The sequence below is a fragment of the Streptomyces sp. UG1 genome, from assembly GCF_049974585.1.
Taxonomy (GTDB): domain Bacteria; phylum Actinomycetota; class Actinomycetes; order Streptomycetales; family Streptomycetaceae; genus Streptomyces.
Genome location: NZ_JBNGGG010000021.1, coordinates 51,168 through 72,754, shown reverse-complemented (window position 1 = coordinate 72,754; position 21,587 = coordinate 51,168). Strand labels below are relative to the sequence as shown.

The following is a 21,587-nucleotide window of genomic DNA, read 5'->3' as shown; positions in this document are numbered from 1 at the left end:
TGGGCCGTGCCGACGAAATCATGACCGACGGTGATCACCTGCCCTGTCCCTGCACGGGAGGATCTATGAAACGTTCCATCAAGATCTCGACGGCGGTCGGGCAACACGCTGTGGGAACCACGAAGTTCGTCACCCGTGCCCTCCTGGTCTCGGCGGTCACGGCCGGCTCCATCACGATGGTTCCCAGCTCGACGTCCGCGAGTGATGCGGCGGCCGGGAACACCTACTACGTCGCTCCGAACGGGAGTGACAGCGCAGCGGGTACGCAGGCCGCTCCGTGGCGGTCGATCGCCCGTGCGCAGGCTGTTGCCACGGCGGGTGACACGGTCTACTTCCGGGGCGGCACCTACGCCTATACCCGCGCCAACAGTGCCTGTTCGAGCCAGACCGCCAGAGTCGACGCGATCACCCTGAACAAGAGCGGCAGCTCCGGCAACCCGATCCGGTACTGGGCCTATCCGGGCGAGAAACCGGTCTTCGACTTCTCGCGCATGACGGACAACTGCCGTATCAAGGGCTTCTCCGTCACCGGAAACTGGATCCATCTCAAAGGACTGGACGTCACCGGCGTACCGCAGAACAACACCCGGAATGCCGAGTCCTGGGGAATCTGGGTCTCCGGCAGCAACGGCGTCTTCGAACAGATCAATACCCACCACCACATGGGAACCGGCCTGTTCATCAACGGCGGGGCAGGCAACCTCGTCCTCAACTCGGACTCGCACGACAACTACGATCTGCGCAGCAATGACGGGCCCGGCGAGAACGCCGACGGATTCGGTGCGCATTACACGCCGGCCGGCCGGGCCGCAAATGTGTTCCGGGGATGCCGCGCGTGGTGGAACGCCGATGACGGGTTCGACCTCATCTCCACCTACTCGCCCGTGACCATCGAGAACTCGTGGGCCTGGCGCAATGGATACGTGCCGGGGACGACGACGCCCTCCGGCAACGGAGCCGGCTTCAAGTCCGGCGGCTACGGGGGCGACTACCAGGCGAACGCGCCGAAGCACACCGTCCGCTTCTCGGTGGCATTCCTCAACAAGGCGGCCGGCTTCTACGCCAACCACCACCCGGTGGCCAACGACTTCTTCAACAACACCGGCTACGGAAACCACCCCAACTTCAACATGAGGGGAGTCAACTCGAGCGGCGCCGCCGTCGGCCGGGGCGATCTGCGCAACAACATCGCCTACACCGGAACGCTGACGTCGTACATGGACGGCACGAACGCCGCGTACAACACCTGGAATCTCGGCATCCCCTTGTCGGACTCCCAGTTCCAGAGCGTGTCGACGTCCGGCTGGGACGCGCCCCGCCAGACCGACGGAAGCCTGTCGCTGCTGCCCCACCTCCGGCTCGCAGCGAACAGCGCCCTGATCGACAGGGGCACCAATGTGGGACTGCCCTTCAGCGGAAGTGCGCCGGATCTCGGCGCCTTTGAGAATGATGGAAGGTGACATCTTGAAGCACAGATCGCGTGCTGTCTCGAAGTACTGGAAGTGGGCCGCCGCCGCGGTGTTATCCATGGCGCTGGCGGCCCCGGTGTCGGCGAGTACCGCTGCGGCGGAGGCACCGGTAAAGGAAAAACTGACGGCGCAGGCGCCGGAAAAGGAGGTCCAGGACCGGCGTGCCGCTGCCGCACCGGCGAAGGAGCGCGATCTGAAACACATCGTGTCCGAGTACCAGACCCGGACTCCGTCGAAGTACACGGCCCGCTCCTGGAAACCCTTCGCCAAGGCGTTGCGGACCGCGGCCGCGGTAGCCGACGACACATCTGCCGCCAAGCCGGAAGTCGCCGACGCGAAGACAGCCCTGATGACCGCCGCCGGCGATCTGAAGGCCGCTGACGAAGGCACGTTCCAGACCATCACGAACAACACCTTCTGGAACGACACCGACGGCAACCCGATCTATTCGCAGGGCGGCGGCGTCTTCAAGTTCGGCGACACCTACTACTGGTACGGCGTCCACTACCGGGGCGCCGAACTCTACCGGGCCAATCCGACGAGGAAGTACGACGGCGACGTCAGCTTCGTGTCGATCCCCGTGTACTCGTCCAAGGACCTGGTGAACTGGAAGTTCGAGAACCGCGTCGCGACGCGCTCCACCGGCGTCGGCAGCGGCGCCACCATGGGTGGTGCGGGCTGGGTCGGGCGGCTCGGCGTCTCGTACAACGAGAACACCGGCAAATACGTGCTCGCCACGCAGATGTGGCACCCGGGCAGAGGCGGGCACGGCGTTCTGCTGCTGCAGGGCGACTCGCCGACCGACACCTTCGACTTCGGCTACTTCCAGACGCAGATCACCAACTCGCCCACGACCGGCACCGGGGACCAGACCGTCTTCACCGACGACGACGGCAAGGACTACCTGATCTTCTCCAACCGCGAAGGACGTTCACGCGGATTCGTGGCCAAGTTCCGGGAGTCCGACTCGCTGCGGATCGAGCCAGGCGTGGAGATCCGCCGCGGCGCCGGTCGCGAGGGCAACGCCATGTTCAAGCTCGACGGCAAGTACTACCACGCGGCATCCGACCTGCACGGCTGGAACACCTCGGTCAACTACGTCAATGAGTCGACCAGCAGCAACGTCCAGGGCTCCTACAGCAGCGAGTTCGTCCTGGCCGGCACCGAGATGGACTACAGCCACGTGACTCAGACCGGGTTCTTCGTGACGGTCAAGGGCACCAAGCAGAACACGGTGATCTACGCCGGCGACCGCTGGGCCGACTTCGCCTGGAACGGCATCGGATACAACCAGTGGGTGCCGATCACCAAGACCGGCGCGAGGCCGCAGTTCCACTCGGTGAGCCAGTGGCAGTTCAACGTCACGACCGGAGAGTGGCGTGTCGGGCCGGCGAACAACTACATCCTCAACCCGGACATCCAGGCCGACCGCATCATCGTCTCCAGCGTGCGGGGATGGCGGAACCTCGGCGGTTCGGTGACCAACGTCAACGGTGGTGTGAACGGCTCTCGCTTCGCCCTCCAGATAAGCAACAGCGGCGGCGTCGAGCAGCGGAGAGAGTCGGTGCCCGCGGGCACCTACACCCTGTCCCTGCACGCCCGGGGCAGCGCCGGACAGGTCGTGATCACCGGCGCCAACGGCAGCCAACGCACCCTCAGCATCCCGTCGTCGAGCGGCTGGGCCAAGCGCGAGCTCACCGGCATCGAGCTGCCCAGCGGGGCCGCCACCGTCACCGTGCGGGCGTCCGGTTCCGGCGGCGTCATCGTCGACCAGCTCTCACTCGTCAAGACCTCCGGCGACACACCACCGCCGCCGGGGGTCCGCTACGAGGTGGAGACCGCCCCGGCGGAGTGCCAGGGCACGATCGACTCGGATCACTCCGGCTTCTCCGGCAGCGGGTTCTGCAACGGCGCCAATGCCGCGGGCTCGTACGCGCAGTTCACCGTGAACTCGGAGACCGCCCGCACGGCGACGGTGGGGATCCGGTTCGCCAACGCCGCCAGTGCCGGGGCGAGGCCGGCGAACCTCGTCGTCAACGGCACCACGGTGGGACCCGTTTCCTTCGAGACCACCGGCGCGTGGTCGAACTGGTCGACCAAGACCGCAACCGTCTCGCTGAAAGCCGGCAGCAACACCATCCGGCTGGATCCGACCACGGCAGCCGGACTACCCAACATCGACTGCCTCGATGTCGCTGCCCCGGCTGCCTGACCCGCTGCACGCTCTGCCGGTCTCCTCTCCGACCGGCAGAGCGTGCGGCACCGCCTGCCTCGGACCACGACACCGGCACATGGTCAGGAGAAGGAATGAGCAGCAAGCGTCCGGCCCGCGTCATCGCAGGCACGACGACGTTGGTCACCGTGGCGTCCGCGACGTTACTCATGGCGCCCACGCCGGCGAATGCGATCTACGGAAGCGCGGACATCAAGCCGATCGAAAGCAATATCGCCGCCAAGGCCTGGGCCTCGGCGACGGCCGGCAGCGGCTCGTCACAGGCCGGGCTGGCCATCGACGGCGACCCGACGACGTCCTGGCACCCCGATCGCGCCGGCGCCCGGGAATGGCTCACTGTCGACCTCGGGGGCGGGTACGACAACCTGCGCAAGGTCAAGGTCATCTTCCCGGACCGTGGCGTGGCCTACCCGTACGTGGTCGAGGCTTCATCCGACGGCCGCCGGTGGAAGACCATCGCCGACCGGTCCCGTAACCGAGCCGTGGCGCGCGGGGAAGTGCACCTGTTCACCCGGCCGGGAACGCGCTTCGTCCGGCTGATGTTCACCGGTGGGCAGGGGAGTGCCCGGGCCGGGGTCAGCGAGCTCCAGGTCTTCAACTACCTGCGCGACAACCTCACCCTCGGTGCCGATCTGTCCTGGGTGGACGACGTCCAGGACCGGCAGTACTGGGTCAATCCCCTGACCGAGGACCGCGGCGCCGGCCCACACCTGCTCGACGTGGCCAAGGACCGTGGCATGCAGTACGCCCGGCTGCGGATCTTCAACGAGCCGCGCAGCGAGAGCACCGGTCAACCGACGCCGATACCGCGCCAGGGTCCGGAGCGCTCACTGACCTCAGCCAAGTGGATCAAGCAGCGGGACATGGGCCTGGGCATCGACTTCCACTACGCGGACTCATGGGCCGACCCGAGCAAGCAGCCAAAACCACGCCGCTGGGCCGAGCTGGAGTTCGCGGACCTGTCCAAGGCCGTGTACGACTACACCGCCGACTACCTGGACCGGCTGATCAAGCAGGGCACCACACCGGAGAAAGTGGCCGTCGGCAACGAGATCATCAACGGATTCATGTACGGCAGCGAGGCGGCCCGCATCGGAACCACGAATCCGCCGTATTTCGTCGACCAGGCCGATATCTACCAGTCGAAACCCGGCGGTGGCCTGCTCTGGAAGTACTGGAAGTCAACCGACCCGGCGGAGCGGAAGCTCTACGACGAGTCGTGGGACCGCTTCACCACCCTGGCCGCGTCCGGGATCAAGGCCGTCCGTGACGCGTCACCGAAGTCCAAGGTCGAGATCCACGTGATCGTCGGAAAGGACAACGACGGGCTCGCCAAAACCATGGAGTTCTGGGACCAGTTCCTCACCCGGGTGAAGGCAAAAGGCCAGAACCCTGACGTGCTGGCCATCTCGTACTACCCGGAGTGGCATGGCACGCCCGAGGCGCTGGATCACAACCTCAACACCATCGCCACCACCTACCCCGACTACGAAGTCGACGTCGCCGAAACCGCCTACCCCGCCTCGGGCGGCGACGGCTCGCCGGTCCCCGGCTCACCGTACCCGCGCACGATTCAGGGACAGGCGGATGCCATCCAGCGGGTCTTCCAGGCCGCCAACGACGTGGTCGACAACCGCGGTTCAGGAGTGCTGGTGTGGGAGCCGGCCGGCTTCCAGCCGATGTTCCGGGCCGTGCCGGAACTGCCGAATACATGGGAGCCGCACGCGTCCATCAACGTCTTCAACGCCAGCCGTGCCAAGCACATCCTCCAGGACACCGTCTACACCGCCACCACGGTGGGTGCCGCCCCGAAGCTGCCCTCCTCCATCCGCATGCTCACCACCGCCAACGACACGATCACCGGCGTCCCCGTCCGCTGGAAGCCGCTGCCGCCCGGCGCGACCGACAAGCCGGGTGAGGTGACGGTCACCGGGATGACCGGCAAGGGACCGGTCACGGCGGTCGTCGACGTCGTCCCCAAAGCGGCGAACAGGTCTTGAGCGCCCCCTCTCCCCGTACCCAAGGAGCCATCCATGACCATGCAACGACGGACATTCCTCAGCATGAGCGCGGCCGGAGCGGCGGGCGTGGGCCTGTCCCTGCTCGGCGCAGGACAGGCACCGGCCGCCGTCGGACCGTTGGACACGGCGCCGACCACTCCGTTCGCGGTCGGCGTGCGCCGCTACGACTGGACCCGCGGCAGCCGCCGGTGCACCACTTACGTCTACTACCCCGCCACCGGCACCCCCGGCGGCAGCCCGGTCACGAACGCCCCGGCCGCCGACGGTGTCTTCCCCGTCTACAACTTCACCCACGGCTACGGAAGCAGCCCGCAGAACTCCCTGTTCATCATCCGAGCCCTCGCCTCCGCGGGCTTCATCGTCCCCGCCCCGCACTTCAACCACAACTTCAGCGACGTCAACAACGGCAACACCTCCAAGGACGTCTCGCAGGTCCTCACCAACACCCTCGCGCTCAACGCGAGCGGACCGCTGGCCGGGCACATCAATACCGGCATAGGCGTCGGCGTCTCGGGCCACTCCCTGGGCGGCATGGTCACCCACGGCCTGCTGACCTCCTGGCCGGACAGCAGGATCATCTCCGCCAACCCCCAATCCTGCGTGGACATGGGCAACCCGTCCAGCTCGGTCACGGCCAAGGTCCTGTTCGTGCACGGCGACCGGGACTCCACCACGCAGTACTCCTCGGCCCGGCAGGCGTACTCGGAGATCACCTGGCCCAAGGCGTTCCTCACCTTCGTCGGCGGCAGCCACACCAGCTTCTGGAGCGACCAGCGCTTCCCCAGGACCGTCGTCGACTGGGCCCGCTGGACGATGTACGACGACACCGCCGCACGGGACCGCCTCCCGGCCGACGCGGCCGGATCCAACACCAGGTGGGAAGCCCAGCTGGGCGGCGACACCCCCGGGGGCCCGGCCGTCTACAGCCTGGTGGCCCAGCACAGCGGCAAGGCCGCCGACATCTACGAGGCCTCCACCGCCGCCGGCGCCCGGCTCGTCCAGTACACCGCCAACAGCCGCCCCAACCAGCAGTTCGAGTTCGTGGACGTCGGCGACGGCCACGTCCGCGTCAAGGCCCGGCACAGTGGCCTGTTCCTCCAGCCCGCGGGCACCACGACCGGCGCGGACATCGTTCAGCAGACCGACTCCGGCGCCACCGGCCAGCAGTGGCGCGTCGTCGACCACGGCGGTGACGTGATCAGTCTCGTCAACCGGGAGTCCGGCCTGGCCATGGACGTCTGGGAGTACTCCACCGCCAACAGCGCTCGCATCACCCAGTACACCTACTCCGGCAACGCCAACCAGCGCTTCGCCCGTCGCCGCGTCTGACGTGTGGTGGGGCGGGGCCGATGATCCGGTACCGCCCCACTCCACGCTTCTGGAGGTCGATCATGCTTTTAGCCAGACGGCGCGGAGCGCTGCTCACTGCCGTACTTGCCGCAATACTGGCCGGCGCCGGCCACATGGTCAGCCCCGCGGTGGCGTCCGCCGCGGCCCCCCGGTACGAGGCGGAAACCGCGCCGGCCACATGCGATGGGCTCATCGAGTCGAACCACGACGGCTACTCCGGCACCGGATTCTGCAACGGCGACAACGAGGTCGGCGCGGCCGCGCAGTTCACGGTGAGCGCGACTGAGGAAGGTACGGCGACGCTGGCGATCCGATACGCCAACGGCTCCATCACGGCACGCCCCGCCGCCGTGATGGTGAACGGCGTCACCGTGCTGTCGACGTCATTCGAGCCCACCGGCGGATGGAACAGCTGGACCACGAAAACCTCGGCCGTGCGGCTGAATCCAGGCAGCAACACGATCCGGCTCAGTCCGACCAGCGCCGGCGGTCTGCCCAATGTGGACTACCTCGACGTCGAGGCCGGCACATCGCCCGAGCCGCCCGGCCGGCCGCCGCAGTGCTCCGGCGGCGCGCCCATCGTCTGCCACTTCGACGTCGCTCCCGGCAACTTCACCGTCACCGCATGGATCGGCGATAGCGCCGCGGCGGGCAACACCTCGATGTCGGTGGAGGCCCGCCGCCGCGTCCTGCCCGCGGTCGACACCGCGGCCGGCACGATCACCCAGCACACCTTCACCATCAACGTCCGGCAGCCGGAGGGCCAGCCGACGGGCCAAGGCGGGACGGGCAGGCCCGGACTGGACATCACCTTCGCCGGAAAGGCGCCGCAGCTGTCCGGCCTGACGGTGCAGGCGGCGACCGACCCCCTGGTGGTGTACCTGGCGGGGGACTCCACGACATGTGACCAGATGCTCGCTCCGTGGACCGGCTGGGGCCAGATCCTGCCCACGCATGTGACGGCGGGCGCGGCCATCGCCAACTACGGGGATTCCGGCGAGAGCTCGGGGAGCTTCCTGCGCAACTCGGCGCTGTTCCCCACCATGAAGCCACTGATCAAGAGCGACGACCTGGTACTCATCCAGTTCGGGCACAACGACAAGTCCACTTCGGCATCGGCGTTCCGCAGCAACCTCACCTCCATGATCAACCAGGTGCGGGAAAAGGGCGGCGACCCCGTTCTCGTCACACCACCGGTGCGGCGGCAGTTCAACGGCGACCGGCTCACTCCCACCGCGCTCCATGTCAACGGCGTGGGCGTCGACCTGCCGGCCGAGATGCGCAGGCTCGGCTCCGCGCTCAACGTGCCGGTCATCGACCTGACCGCCAAGAGCAAAGCGCTGGTGGAGTCGCTGGGGCCGACCAGCTCCGCCGCGCTCTACCTGCGCCAGTCGGAGGACGGGGTCACGGACAACACCCACTTCTCCGAGTACGGCGCCGGGAAGATGGCGGACCTGGTCGTCGAGGGGGTCCGCGAACACAACCTGTCCCTGGTCAGCTATCTGCAACCCAGGAGGGTTCCATGAGACAGCCTTTCCACGCACCGGCCGCACCGAGACGTCCGTTACGCCGCCGCACGATATTCGTCCTCGTCGGCGCACTGATCGCCAGCTGCCTCGCGGCGATCGTGGGACCATCGGCGAATGCGGCCGTGATCGATCCGGGCGCGTACTACCAGCTCGTGGCGCGGCACAGCGGCAAAGCACTCGGCATCGCCGACCAGTCGACCGCCGACGGCGCCGCCGTCCAGCAGCAGACCCGCGCCGACCGGGCCGCCCAGCAGTTCCAGTTCGTCGACTCCGGCAGCGGCTACTACAAGCTCCGGGCCCGGCACAGCGGCAAGGTGGTGGACGTCTCCTCAGCGTCCACGGCGAACGGCGCGAACGTCATCCAATGGACCGACACCGGCGGCACCAACCAGCAATTCCGCGTCGTGGACACCGACAGCGGATACGTCAAGCTCATCAACCGCAACAGCGGCAAGGCGCTGGACGTCTGGGAGCGCTCCACCGCCGACGGCGCGCGGATCTCCCAGTACACCGACACGGGCGCCGCCAACCAGCAGTGGCAACTGGTCCGGGTCGACGCGGCACCGGTCCCGAAGTACGCCGGCTATCTGTTCACCTACTTCACCGGTGAGAACACCTCCGCCGGCGAGCAGGTCTACTTCGCGCTCAGCCAGGGCAATGACCCGACCCGGTGGCGCCGGCTGAACGACGGACGGCCCGTGCTGACCTCGACCGTGGGCACCCGCGGCGTGCGCGATCCGTTCATCATCCGCTCACCGGAGGGCGACAAGTTCTACCAGATCGCCACCGACCTGCGGATGTACGGCAACGGCAACTGGGACCAGGTCCAGCGCACGGGCAGCAAGTCCATCGTGGTCTGGGAGTCGACCGACCTGGTGAACTGGAGCGCGCCACGCCTGGCACGCGTCTCACCGGACACGGCCGGCAATACGTGGGCCCCGGAGGCGTACTACGACGAAGAACTCGGCAAGTACGTCGTGTTCTGGGCGTCGAAGCTGTACTCGGCCGGCGATCCGAACCACACCGGCAGCAGCTACAACCGAATGATGTACGCCAGCACATCCGACTTCCGGACCTTCAGCGCCCCACAGGTCTGGGTCGACAAGGGCTACTCGACGATCGACTCGACGCTGATCAAGCACGACAGCACGTACTACCGCTTCACGAAGGACGAGCGGAGCGCGTCGCAGACCGCGTGCGGCAAGTTCATCCTCGCGGAGAAGTCGGCGACCGTCCTCAACCGCACCTACTCGTTCGTCGCCGAATGCCTCGGGAACAACGCGATCAGCCAGGGCGAGGGCCCGTTGGTCTTCAAATCGAATACCGACGAGCGCTGGTACATGTTCATCGACGAGTACGGCGGGCGGGGCTACGTCCCGTTCACGACCACCGACCTGAACGCCCGGCAATGGACGCCCGTCTCCGGCTACTCCCTGCCCGGCCGGCCGCGCCACGGCACCGTCCTCCCCGTCACCCAGGCCGAGTACGACCGGCTGCTGCAGCGCTGGGGCTGAGCCGCCCCGTCGTGGAGCGACCGAAACGATCACTGTCGAGAGGGCTCCGACATGTCCGGTACTCGCTACCGCGTCCTCCTTGCCGTGCTGATGGCGCTGTGCACGGCGCTGTCTGTCGGCATCGCGCAGCCGGCCTCCGCCGCACCGGGCCGCCCGTACGCCAATCCGATCAAGGCTCAGAAGGGGGCCGATCCCTGGCTCGAGTACTACAACGGCAACTACTACCTGATCACGACGACGTTCACCAACAAGTTGCTGATGCGCAAGGCGCCGACGCTGGCCGGGCTCGCCACCGCGCCCAGCGTGCAGGTCTGGGAGGACAGCACGTCCTCGCGCGGGACCAACTTCTGGGCCCCCGAGATCCACTTCATCGACGGCCGGTGGTACCTGTACTACTCCGCCGGCCAGGTCGGCGCCGCCTGCTGCGACAGCCAGCGCACCCACGTGCTGGAGAGCGCCGGCGCCGACCCGATGGGCCCGTACACGTACAAGAACAAGCTCGCCGGCTCCAATCTCACCCCGGGTGGCTGGCTCATCGACGCCAGCGTGCTGCGTCTGGGCGGCTCGCTCTACCTGCTCGGCAGCGGGTTCGTGGGCGGCAGTGCGCAGAGCCTGGTGATCGCGCCGATGAGCAACCCGTACACCCTCGCCAGCAGCACGTTCAGCGTCATCTCGCAGCCGACCAAATCGTGGGAGCGGTCCGGCGCGCCGGTCAACGAAGCCCCTGTGGCGCTGCAGCGCAACGGCCAGACCTTCGTCACCTTCTCGGCGAGCTCGTGCCAGACCGCCGACTACAAGCTGGGCATGCTCACCTACACCGGTGGCGACCCGCTGTCCGCCTCGTCCTGGGCCAAGGCAGCCGGCCCGATCTTCCAGCGCAACGACGCCAACAGGGTCTACGGGCCCGGCCACAACGGCTTCTTCACCTCCCCGGACGGCACCGAGAACTGGATCGTCTACCACGCGAACTCGGCCTCCAACGGCGGCTGCGGCAACGGGCGGACCACCCGGGCGCAGAAGTTCACCTGGAACGCGAACGGGACGCCGAACCTCGGGACTCCGGCGGCAACCGGCGTGACGCTCGCCGGGCCGGCCGGCGAGACCGCGGCCACGCCGTCCGCGTACCGGATCGTCAACCGCCACAGCGGCAAATGCCTTGACGTGTCCGGCGCCTCCGGCGCCGACGGCGCGGACGTCATCCAGTGGACCTGCACCGGCGGCACCAACCAGCAGTGGCGCATCGAGGATCTCGGCAATGACACCAGCCGACTGGTCAACGTCCGCAGCGGCAAGGCGCTCGACGTCGACGCCTGCGGCACCGCCGACGGCACCAATATCCAGCAGTGGTCGTGGCTGAACAACAACTGCCAGAAATATCGCATGCCCGTCACCGATCAGGGCGGCTGGGTGCGGCTGACCAACGTCAACAGCGGCAAGGTCGCCGACGTGCCCGGCTGCGGCACCGCCGACGGATCCGCAGTACGCCAGTGGCGCTGGCTCAACAACAACTGCCAGCAGTGGCAGCTGCAACCCGTCTGAGGAAGGAGTGACCGATGCGCAGACGTACTTTCCTCGCCGTCCCCGCCATGGGCGCTGCGGCCACGGCAACCCTGCTGACCGGGCGGGCCGACCCGCACATCTTCCGGCACACCGACGGCTACTACTACTGCACCGCGACGGTGCCCGAGTACGACCGGATCATCCTGCGCCGGACATCGACGCTGCAAGGGCTGGCCGGCGCGAGCGAGTCGGTGATCTGGCGCAGGCACGCCGGCGGGGACATGGGCGCCCACATCTGGGCGCCGGAGATCCACTTCATCAACGGCAAGTGGTACATCTACTTCGCCGCGGGCCGCAGCAACGACGTCTGGCGGATCCGGATGTGGGTGCTGGAGAACAGCGCCGACGCGTTCACAGGCACGTGGACCGAAAAGGGGCGCATCGTCACCCACGCGGACACGTTCTCCCTGGACGCGACGACATTCGCGTACAACGGCACCCGCTATCTGGCCTGGGCCCAGCAGGACCCGACGATCGGCAACAACAGCAGCCTTTTCCTGGCGCCGATGAGCAACCCCTGGACGATCTCCGGCACCCCGGCACGGCTGAGCGTGCCGACGCTGTCGTGGGAGACGAAAGGGCACAAGGTCAACGAAGCCCCGTCGGTGCTCATCCGCAACGGCAGGGTGTTCCTGACCTACTCGGCCAGCGCCACGGACAGCAACTACTGCATGGGAATGCTGACCGCTCCGGTGACCGCCAACCTGATGAACCCGGCGTCGTGGAGCAAGAGGCAGCAGCCGGTATTCAGGAGCAACGCCGCGACGAGCCAGTACGGCCCGGGGCACAACTCGTTCACGGTCTCCGAGGACGGGCAGAGCGACATCCTCGTCTACCACGACCGCAGCTACCGCGACATCAGCGGCGATCCGCTGGGCGACCCGAACCGGCGGACCCGCATCCAGAAGCTGTACTGGAACGCTGACGGCACACCGAACTTCGGCATCCCGGTGCCGGACGGGGTGACGCCGTACCGGTTCAGGTCGTACAACTTCCCGGACCGCTACATCCGGCAGGTCTCGTTCCGCGGACGGATCGACGCGGATATGACGAACCTGGCCGAGTCGCAGTTCCGTATGGTCACCGGGCTGGCCGGAAGCGGCACGGTGTCGCTGGAGTCAACCAGCAATCCCGGCTATTACCTGCGGAACCGGAACTACGAGATCTGGCTGGACAAGAGCGACGGCACGACCGGGTTCAAGAACGGCGCGAGCTTCACCCGGCGGGCAGGCCAGGCCGACCCGGCCACCGCCACCGACCGCGCGGACGCCACTTTCCACCTGGAGTAGCCGTCATGCGACTGAAGTCTGCCATCGCGGGCTTATGCCTGCTCATCAGTACGTTCGTTGTGGCACAAGGGAATTCGGCGCACGCGGCGGCGGCGCGGTACGAGGCGGAGAGCGCCGCCGCCACTTGCGTCGGCACCATCGATGCGAACTGGTCCGGGTTCTCCGGCACCGGCTTCTGCAACACGGACAACGCCGTCGGCGCGCACGCACAATTTGCCGTGAGCGCGGCGACGGCGGGCACAGCCACGCTCGGCATACGCTTCGCCAACGGTGGAACAACCGCGCGCCCGGCAGACGTTCTGGTCGACGGCGCGACCGTCCAAAGTGTCTCGTTCGAGCCCACCGGTTCCTGGTCGTCCTGGACGACGAAAACGCTCACGGTGCCGATGAGCGCCGGAGACCACATCATCCGGATCAGGTCGGCTGCCGCCACCGGGCTGCCCAACATCCGCGCACTCAAGGATCCGTCGGTCGTGTACCACAACGGCCGTTATCACGTCTTCGCCACGACCACCAACCAAAGTGGCGCATACAGCATGGTGTATCTGAACTTCACCGACTGGTCGCAGGCGAATTCTGCCACGCAGCACTACCTCGATCAGACCGCGATCGGCGGCGGCTACAAAGCGGCGCCCCAGGTGTTTTACTTCGCGCCGCAGCAAAAGTGGTATCTCGTCTTCCAGACCGGATCGAACGCGGCGTACTCGACGACGTCCGACATCAGCAACCCGCGGTCGTGGAGCGCGCCGAAGCCTTTCTACGCCGACGGAATGCCGCAGATCATCAGGGACAACATCGGCAACGGTTACTGGGTCGACTTCTGGGTGATCTGCGACAGCGCGAATTGTTACCTGTTCTCCTCCGACGCCAACGGCCACCTGTACCGGTCGGAGACCTCACTGTCAAACTTCCCCAACGGCTTCGGTAACACCGTCATCGCCATGCAGGACAGCGCTCGATATCCGCTGTGGGAAGCGGCCAACGTATACCGCTCAGCGAGCTCGCAATATCTGCCCATAGTCGAGGCGATCGGCTCCGGCGGCAAGCGCTACTTCCGCTCGTGGACGTCACCTGCCATCACCGGACCGTGGACGGCGCTGGCCGTGACAGAGGCCAGCCCGTTCGCCGGCGCGGCGAACGTGACATTCAGCGGCACGACGTGGACGCGTGACATCAGCCATGGCGAGATGATCCGCAACGGCATCGACCAGACACTGCCCATCAGCCCGTGCGGGATGCGGTACCTGTATCAGGGCAAAGACCCGAATGCCGGCGACCCGTACAGCCTGCTGCCGTGGCGGCTCGGCCTGCTCACCCAAACGAACTCGACCTGCTGAGGTTGCCATGAAAAGTCGACTGCTCGCCGTGATGGCCGCGATGATAACGGCTGTCGCCGGCACTGCCGCGATCGAACCCCCGGCTCCGGCGGCCGCAACGGTGACCGTGAACGGCTCGACCGAATACCAGAAGATCGATGGCTTTGGCTTCTCCGAATTCTTCGGCCGTTCGGCAATCATGCGCGGATCGCAGGGACTGTCGGCCCAGAAGCAACAGGAGGTCCTGGACCTGCTGTTGTCGCGTTCCACCGGTGCGGGGCTGTCGATCCTGCGGCTGGGGATCGCCTCCGGCAGCGGCTCCATCCAGCCGGTGAATCCCGGTGGTCCGAACGCGACACCGCGTTATGTGTGGAACGGCAACGACGATGGCCAGGTCTGGCTGGCGCAACAGGCGCAGGCTTACGGGGTCAACCGGTTCTACGCCGACGCATGGAGTGCGCCGGGTTACATGAAGACAAACGGCAGCGACACCAACGGCGGCACGCTGTGCGGGCTGTCGGGCGCTTCGTGCGCCGGCGACGACTGGCGGCGCGCCTACGCGAATTATCTGGTGCAGTTCGCCAAGTTCTACGCCCAGGAAGGGATCGCCATCACCGATCTGGGTTTCACCAACGAGCCGAACTGGACCACCGACTATTCGTCGATGCGGCTGACGCCGGCGCAAGCGGTGGAGTTCAGCAGGGTCCTCGGGCCGCTCGCGGACGCCAATGGGCTGAAGTTGGCGTGCTGCGATGTGGTCGGCTGGGACGGGCAGAAAACCTATACCCATGCGATCGAGGCCGACAGCACAGCACGCGGGCTGGTCGACCTGCACACGGGTCACTCGTACGGCAGCTACCCGAGCACACCCCTGCCCACATCGAAGCCGACGTGGATGTCCGAGTGGTCACCGGACGGCACCACGTGGAACGAAGCCTGGGACGACGGCAGCGGCTACGACGGATACCGGGTGGCCAATGAGATTCACACGGCGCTGACCGGTGGCAACGTCAACGCCTACGTGTACTGGTATGGCGCATCCACCGGGGCCACCCGCGGCTTCATCCAGCTCGATGGCGATGCATACCGCGTGTCCAAGCGGCTATGGGCGATGGCCAACTACAGCCGGTTCATTCGTCCGGGGGCGACCCGAATCGCAGCATCGACATCGGACAGGAATCTGCGCATGTCCTCCTTCCGCAACACGGACGGCACCGTGGTCATGGTCGCCCTCAACGCGGCAACGAGCGCCAACGAGGTCACGTTCTCCTTGCGGAACACCGGTATCGGCGGCGGCATGGCGACGCCGTACCTCACGAACGGCGGCAACAGCATGACGGCCCAGCCCGCGCTTGCCGTGACGGACGGTGCTTTCACCGCAACCGTGCCGGCGCGGTCGGCCGTCACCTACGTCGTGCGGGGCAGCGACTCCGCCTCGCGGTACGAGGCGGAGTCGGCGCCGACGGTGTGCAGCGGCACCATCGACGCCAACTGGCCCGGCTATTCGGGCACCGGATTCTGCAACGGTGACAACGCCGCCGGCGCCTATGCACAGTTCACCGTCAACGCGGCCGGCGCGGGCACCGCCACCATCGCGGTCAGGTTCGCCAATGGCACCACGACGGCCCGGCCCGCGGATCTCATCGTCAACGGCACGCGAGTCCAGCAGGTGTCGTTCGAGGGCACGGGCGCATGGTCCAGGTGGATGTCGAAGACGCTGACCGTCAACGTCGGCGAGGGCAGCAACATCATCCGCTTCAACCCCACCGGCGGCGGCGGTCTGCCCAACCTCGACTACGTCGAACTCGCCCCGGGCTGAACAGCACCCGCATTCCTCCGATCACACCTTCAGGAGTTGTCATGCGAACGGCAGGCAGAACGGCGCTCACCGGCATACTCGGCCTCGGGTTGGCCCTCACCACCGTCTCCCCGGCGGCGGCCGCCCACCATCTGACCGACGGGACCTCGGTCGAGCTGATCGCCCGGCACTCGGGCAAGTGCGCCGACGTCGTCAGCGCCTCGACGGCCGACGGCGCCGAGGTCGGCCAGTACACGTGCAATGACGGGCTGAATCAGCTGTGGCGCATCCGCGACCTCGGTAACGGGTATGTGCAGCTCGCCGCCCGCCACTCCGGCAAGTGCCTGGACGTCTCGGGTGCCTCTGCCGCCGACAACGCGGCGGTCATCCAGTGGCCGTGCTCCTCCAGGACCAACCAGCAGTGGAAGATCGAGAACACCGGCGCCGGCCACACCCGGCTGATGGCGCGGCATTCCGGCAAATGCCTCGAGGTCCCGGGCGCCTCGACCGCCAACGGCACCCGCCTCCGGCAGCAGACCTGCGGCACCGGGACCAACCAGCAGTGGGAGCTGAACACGGTGTCGAACCCCGCGATCCCGGGACTGTTCGCCGACCCCAACATCGTGCGGTTCGGCGACACGTACTACCTCTACGCGACCACCGACGGCTTCGCCGGCTGGTCGGGCACCCAGTTCCGGGCCTTCTCCTCCAAGGACCTGGTCAACTGGACCGACCACGGCGTGATCCTGGACGTCGACAGCGACATCGCATGGGCGGACAACTCGGCCTGGGCCCCGGGCATCGCCGAGAAGAACGGCACGTACTACTTCTACTTCTCGGCCGGTCGCGCCGGCGGCGACACCCGCAAGCACCTGGGTGTGGCGGTGGCCGACTCACCCACCGGCCCGTTCCGCGACGCCCTCGGCAAGCCGCTCGTGCCGGCCGGCTCCCATGCGGGCCAGATGATCGACCCGGCCGTATTCACCGACGCCGACGGCAGGTCGTACCTGTACTGGGGCCAGGGCTCCTCGCACCAGGTGCCGCTGAACAGCGACATGGTCTCGTTCAACTCCTCGCAGGTGCGCACCTACCGGCCGGCGAACTACAACGAGGGCAGCTTCGTCGCCAGGCGCGGCAACACGTACTACTTCATGTGGTCGGAGAACGACACCCGCTCAGAGGACTACCGGGTCGCCTACGCCACCGGCTCCTCACCGACCGGGCCCTGGAGCAACCGCGTCGGGACGATCCTCCAGAAGGACCTGAGCCAAGGCATCAAGGCCACCGGTCACCACTCGGTCGTCCAGGTCCCCGGCACCGACCAGTGGTACATCGCCTACCACCGCTTCGCCATCCCGAACGGCGACGGCACCCACCGCGAAACCATGATCGACCGCCTGTACTTCAATGCCGATGGCAGCATCCGACCGGTCGTGCCGACCATTGACGGCGTCGACCCGATATAGGGATCTTCATCAGCGGGGGTATGGCGGCGTGAGGTCGGGTGGGCAGTGTCCAGCAGGCGGGCGTCTTCGGACTCGGTGAAGCCTTTGCGGCGGCCGTGGCATGGACCGCGGTCGCGTTCACGGCGGATGCGGTGGATCGGACGGTCGCGCCATCCGCGACCGCCAGAACCAGGCGTATCGAGGTTTATCCCTTCAAGCCCGAACTGACGACGCCGCGGATGAAGTAGCGCTGAGCGAACAGGAAGATCACCAGGACGGGTACCACGTAGAGGGTGGCGGCGGCCGCCTGCACCGTGGCGTCGGGGTTGCCATGAGGGTCGACGTACAACGAGGCGATAGCGACCGACAGTGTGGTCTGGTCGGGATCGAGGAACAGGGCCGGGGCGATCCAATCGCCCCAGGTCCAGGTGAACGAGAGCACAAAAGAAGTCAACAGCACGGGCCGGGACAGCGGCAGGAAGATCTGCACGAAGATCCGGCCGTACCCGCACCCGTCGATGATCGCCGCCTCCTCCAGTGAGGCGGGGATGGCGGCGAAGAACTGGCGGAACAAGAACACCAGGAATGGCGACGCCGCGAGGCCCCACATCACCCATGGCCAGTACGTGTTGACCAGTCCCACCCTGGCGAACAGCACGTACGTCGGGATCAGGGTGAGGATCTGCGGCAGCATCATGGTGGACAGCACCAACACGAACAGCGGGCGTTTGCCGCGCCCACGCAGGCGGGCGAAGGCAAACCCGACCGCCGCACTGGACAACGTCACAAGAGTCGCGAACACGAACGACAGGAACGCCGAATTCCCCAGGTACGCCAGGAAGTTGATCTCGGTGAGGGCCTGCGTGAAGTTCCCCCACTGTGGATCCTCCGGCAGGATGGTCGCCGGGATCGTCACCCATTCCGCCTTGGTCTTCAACGCGGCAAGCACAAGCCACACGAAGGGGCCGGCGAACAGCACCGCGAGCGCCATCAGGATCAGGTAGGTGCGCGCCGCGTTGCCCCGACGGCGTGGGCGCCGACGCCGGGCAGTCGGCGGTGTGCTGACGGCGGGCGGCGTGGCCGCGGTGGTCTGCGTCATCGGTCAGCCTCGCTGTCGACCTCGTAATGCACCCACAGCCGGCTGGACCGCAGCACGATGAGCGTGACGACCAGGATGACCAGGAAGAACACCCACAGCATCGCGGAGGCGTAACCGTAGCGATTGTTGGCGAAGTACTCCTCGTACACCTGCACCATGAACAGGTGGGTGCTCTCCGGCACGTGAGTCACCTGGCCGACCTCGCGCGTCTGCGACAGCAACAGCGGCTGAATGACGATCTGGAAGGTGAAGATGACGCCGGTCACCACCTGGAAGAAGATGACCGGCGAGATCATCGGAACGGTGACGTTCCGGAAAACCTGCCAGCGGTTGGCGCCGTCGATGATCGCCGCCTCTTCCAGTTCAGCCGGCACGCCCTGCAGGGCGGCAAGCATGATCACCATCCCGCCGCCGAGTCCCCACAGGATGAGGATGACCAGCGCGTAGAACGCGTTCGGGTCGACCAGCCAGGTGACCGGAGGGATGCTGATCACATCGAGAATCTCGTTGAGGATGCCGACGTCCCGGTTGAAGATCAGCTTCCACATGATGGCCGCGGCAACCATCGGGACGACCGATGGCAGGAAGAAGATCGCCCGGAACAGGCCGACCGCCTTCAGCCGCTGGTTGAGCAGCACCGCCAGACCGAGCCCGCCGGCCACCATGATCGGCACCGCGATCGCAGTGAACGCGAGGGTGCGGACCATGCTGGCGAGGACATCCGCGTCGTCAAAGAGTTCGGTGTAGTTGCGCAAGCCCACCCAGCGCCAACGTGGGCTGCGACCGTCGAAGTTGGTAAAGCTGATCGCCAACGCGTAGCCGAGCGGTAGCGCCGTGAGCAGTGCGAAGCCGAGCAGCCAGGGCGAGGCGAACAGGTAGAACGTCCGGCTGGAATACCGCTGCCAGCCTTTCCTGCGTCGCCGGGTCCCTTTCGTTGTCATGGCGGTCACTAGCCGATCTGGTCCTTGCCTTGCTGCAAGAGCTTGTTGATCTCATCGGTGATCGCCTTGCCTGCGGCCTCGACGGTGACCTCGTTCTTGATGGCCCGCAGAAGGTGCTTGTTGAGTACGGGGTCCCATGCGGTGGCGCCGCCGATGTAGGGAGAGTCGGGCAGTTGCTCGGCGTACTCCAACTCGGCCTGCTGCGTCTGATAGACCTGCTTCTGGTACGGCAGCTCCTGAGGCATCATCTCCAGCTGCGACTTCAAGGCCGGAATGCCCCAGCCGCTCTTGGCCCGGTCCTCCGACGGCTTCCCGGCCATGAAGTACTCCATGAGCTTCCAGGCCTCGTCCTTGTGCTTGGCCTTCGCGGGGATGTAGGCGCCCCAGCCCGCGTACGTCGGACTGATCCGCTTGTCGCCCATCACCGGCGCAGGCGCCATCGCGATGTTGTTCTTGATCTCGTCGGACTCTTCGACGAAATTGCCGCCATACCAGTAACCGTCTTGGGTGATCGCCATCCGCTTGGCGAGGAACAGCGACAGGTCTGCGCCGTCCGGCGCCGGGTCGAGGGAGGTGGGACCGACGCCGGCCTTGGCGAAGTCGACGTACCACTTCAGCGCTCGCAGGGCCTGCGGCGTGGTCATATCGGTCTCGGTCAGGTCCGAGCTGTAGACCTCGCCGCCCTGCTGGAGAATCATCATCGAGAGCGGCGCGTACAGGTTCCATGCCCATTCCACGCCGAGGCCGTAGACCTGAGTCTTGCCGCCGCTCTTCTTGGTCAGCTTCTTCCCGATCTCCAACAGCTCGTCGTAGGAGATCGGCTCGGTCGTGCTCAGCGGCTCGATCTTGGCCTCTTTGAACAGCGCCCGGTTGTACCAGAGCGTCGCGTCCTGGCTCCAGTCCTTGACGAGCCCGTAGTACGGGCCACTGCCGATCTGCTTGCCGTCCCACCGGAAGCTGTCGTTGACAGGCAGCAGGCTTTCCTTGTTCAACACGCTGCTCTTGTCCAGGTACTGGTCCAGCTCGGTGGCCAACCCCTGTGCATTGGTCCGCGCACTGCCGACGGCCGGCCCGCGCACGAAGTCCGGCGGCTCGTTCGAGGCGAGCATCGCGTTGAGCCGGGTGCCGTCGTGCGCAATAAACTTGATCTTGATATCGGGGTTCTTGGCCTCGAAGTCGGCGATATGCTCCTTCGTCAGCTCGTTGGCCATGTACATGACGGTCAGGACGGTCTTGCCGTCGCCGGACTCCGTGCTGGCGTTGCAGGCTCCGAGCAGCGGCACTGATAACGCGCCACCGGCCGCAAGCGCCGAACTGGTGAGGAAGCGGCGCCGGCTGATGTGTTGGCCTGCCGGCGGCCTGGGGAACTGGCTCACGGCGCCGGCCGGAGCGGCGCCGATCAGTTGGGTGCGGCGGGGAAGCTGAGGCACGAGCACTCCACTCGAAGGGTGTGTTGAAACGATTTAACATTTGGGACTCGGAAGCTAGCCCCACGCCCGAATAGTGTCAATACAAACGGTTAAACTTTCGATTGCTTGCGCCTGTTGGCCGGCCCCGTACAGCAGCGCCGTGGCGGCGACCGATGTGATCCCGTTGCCGGCGGTGAAGTGACGGGGGAGCGGCAGAGCAGCCCATCGCGCGGAACCGGGCGGAGAAGCGTGAGCAGGTGCCACGCTGTGTCGGCGGCTGCGGTGAGACTCGCGGCCGTCTTGTCGTGCGCCAGGTCATCACAGATGCCCTCTACGAACGCGAAGCACGCACCGGGTCGGCGATCAGGGCCCTCGCCGCGGCAACCTGAGGCCTATGGCGGCAAGGAGGTCGGGGAGCTCATCACCGATGGTGTGCAACCAGCGGATTGACCACGGCTCGGCCGCGGCGGCGTAGTAGCTGTGGGGTACCCGCTCAAGGGCCGCGCCTGGGGACGCGAGCTCGAGGAGGTCGTCCCCGAAGGGCCGCACGGTCTCGGTCGGGTCGGTGAACAGGTGCTCGGCGAACGCCTGGGACCGTCGCGGGGGAACCGGTC

The 21,587-nt window shown here is 66.7% G+C and carries 14 protein-coding genes; 11 read left to right on the top strand and 3 right to left on the bottom strand.

The features are described from left to right. Positions 1-20: 20 nt before the first annotated feature. The 11 genes from ACP4J3_RS23465 to ACP4J3_RS23415 all read left to right on the top strand — a co-directional run bounded on the left by ACP4J3_RS23465 (position 21) and on the right by ACP4J3_RS23415 (position 17,545). The gene (locus ACP4J3_RS23465; protein WP_426537512.1) at positions 21-1,460 is read left to right on the top strand and encodes a right-handed parallel beta-helix repeat-containing protein; all 1,440 of its coding nucleotides are present in this window, start codon (positions 21-23) and stop codon (positions 1,458-1,460) included. Positions 1,461-1,464: 4 nt separating this feature from the next. Continuing rightward, on the top strand, positions 1,465-3,681 hold the full coding sequence (locus tag ACP4J3_RS23460; protein WP_426537510.1) for a family 43 glycosylhydrolase: 2,217 nt from the start codon (positions 1,465-1,467) through the stop codon (positions 3,679-3,681). Between the two features lie 95 nt (positions 3,682-3,776). Continuing rightward, entirely contained in the window at positions 3,777-5,702 is a 1,926-nt protein-coding gene (locus ACP4J3_RS23455; RefSeq protein WP_426537508.1) for a glycosyl hydrolase 53 family protein, read from the top strand. Positions 5,703-5,735: 33 nt separating this feature from the next. Further along, positions 5,736-7,052, top strand: coding sequence for an RICIN domain-containing protein (locus ACP4J3_RS23450; RefSeq protein ID WP_426537506.1), 1,317 nt, complete (start codon positions 5,736-5,738; stop codon positions 7,050-7,052). A gap of 62 nt (positions 7,053-7,114) precedes the next feature. Continuing rightward, positions 7,115-8,599, top strand: coding sequence for a GDSL-type esterase/lipase family protein (locus tag ACP4J3_RS23445; RefSeq protein WP_426537504.1), 1,485 nt, complete (start codon positions 7,115-7,117; stop codon positions 8,597-8,599). Further along, entirely contained in the window at positions 8,596-10,116 is a 1,521-nt protein-coding gene (locus ACP4J3_RS23440) for an RICIN domain-containing protein (protein ID WP_426537502.1), read from the top strand. Before ACP4J3_RS23445 ends, ACP4J3_RS23440 begins: the two co-directional genes overlap by 4 nt. 51 nt (positions 10,117-10,167) lie before the next feature. Next, positions 10,168-11,655, top strand: a complete 1,488-nt coding sequence (locus tag ACP4J3_RS23435; protein ID WP_426537500.1) for a family 43 glycosylhydrolase — start codon at positions 10,168-10,170, stop codon at positions 11,653-11,655. Between the two features lie 14 nt (positions 11,656-11,669). After that, positions 11,670-12,965, top strand: coding sequence for a family 43 glycosylhydrolase (locus tag ACP4J3_RS23430; RefSeq protein WP_426537498.1), 1,296 nt, complete (start codon positions 11,670-11,672; stop codon positions 12,963-12,965). Between the two features lie 5 nt (positions 12,966-12,970). Further along, the gene (locus ACP4J3_RS23425) at positions 12,971-14,302 is read left to right on the top strand and encodes a non-reducing end alpha-L-arabinofuranosidase family hydrolase (RefSeq protein WP_426537496.1); all 1,332 of its coding nucleotides are present in this window, start codon (positions 12,971-12,973) and stop codon (positions 14,300-14,302) included. Positions 14,303-14,309: 7 nt separating this feature from the next. Continuing rightward, positions 14,310-16,100: a glycoside hydrolase family 30 beta sandwich domain-containing protein gene (locus ACP4J3_RS23420; RefSeq protein WP_426537494.1), complete on the top strand. Its 1,791-nt coding sequence runs from the start codon at positions 14,310-14,312 to the stop codon at positions 16,098-16,100. Between the two features lie 41 nt (positions 16,101-16,141). After that, a complete protein-coding gene (locus ACP4J3_RS23415; RefSeq protein WP_426537492.1) occupies positions 16,142-17,545 on the top strand; it encodes a family 43 glycosylhydrolase in 1,404 nt (467 codons plus the stop codon). A 184-nt stretch (positions 17,546-17,729) separates the two neighbouring features. Here ACP4J3_RS23415 and ACP4J3_RS23410 read toward each other — a convergent pair whose 3' ends face one another. The 3 genes from ACP4J3_RS23410 to ACP4J3_RS23400 are packed head-to-tail and all read right to left on the bottom strand — an operon-like array spanning position 17,730 to position 20,994. Then, complete coding sequence (locus tag ACP4J3_RS23410; RefSeq protein WP_426537490.1) at positions 17,730-18,623, bottom strand: carbohydrate ABC transporter permease; 894 nt, start codon at positions 18,621-18,623, stop codon at positions 17,730-17,732. After that, positions 18,620-19,564, bottom strand: coding sequence for a carbohydrate ABC transporter permease (locus tag ACP4J3_RS23405; protein ID WP_149830766.1), 945 nt, complete (start codon positions 19,562-19,564; stop codon positions 18,620-18,622). Before ACP4J3_RS23405 ends, ACP4J3_RS23410 begins: the two co-directional genes overlap by 4 nt. 8 nt (positions 19,565-19,572) lie before the next feature. After that, positions 19,573-20,994, bottom strand: a complete 1,422-nt coding sequence (locus ACP4J3_RS23400) for an ABC transporter substrate-binding protein (protein WP_426537488.1) — start codon at positions 20,992-20,994, stop codon at positions 19,573-19,575. Positions 20,995-21,587: the final 593 nt, after the last annotated feature.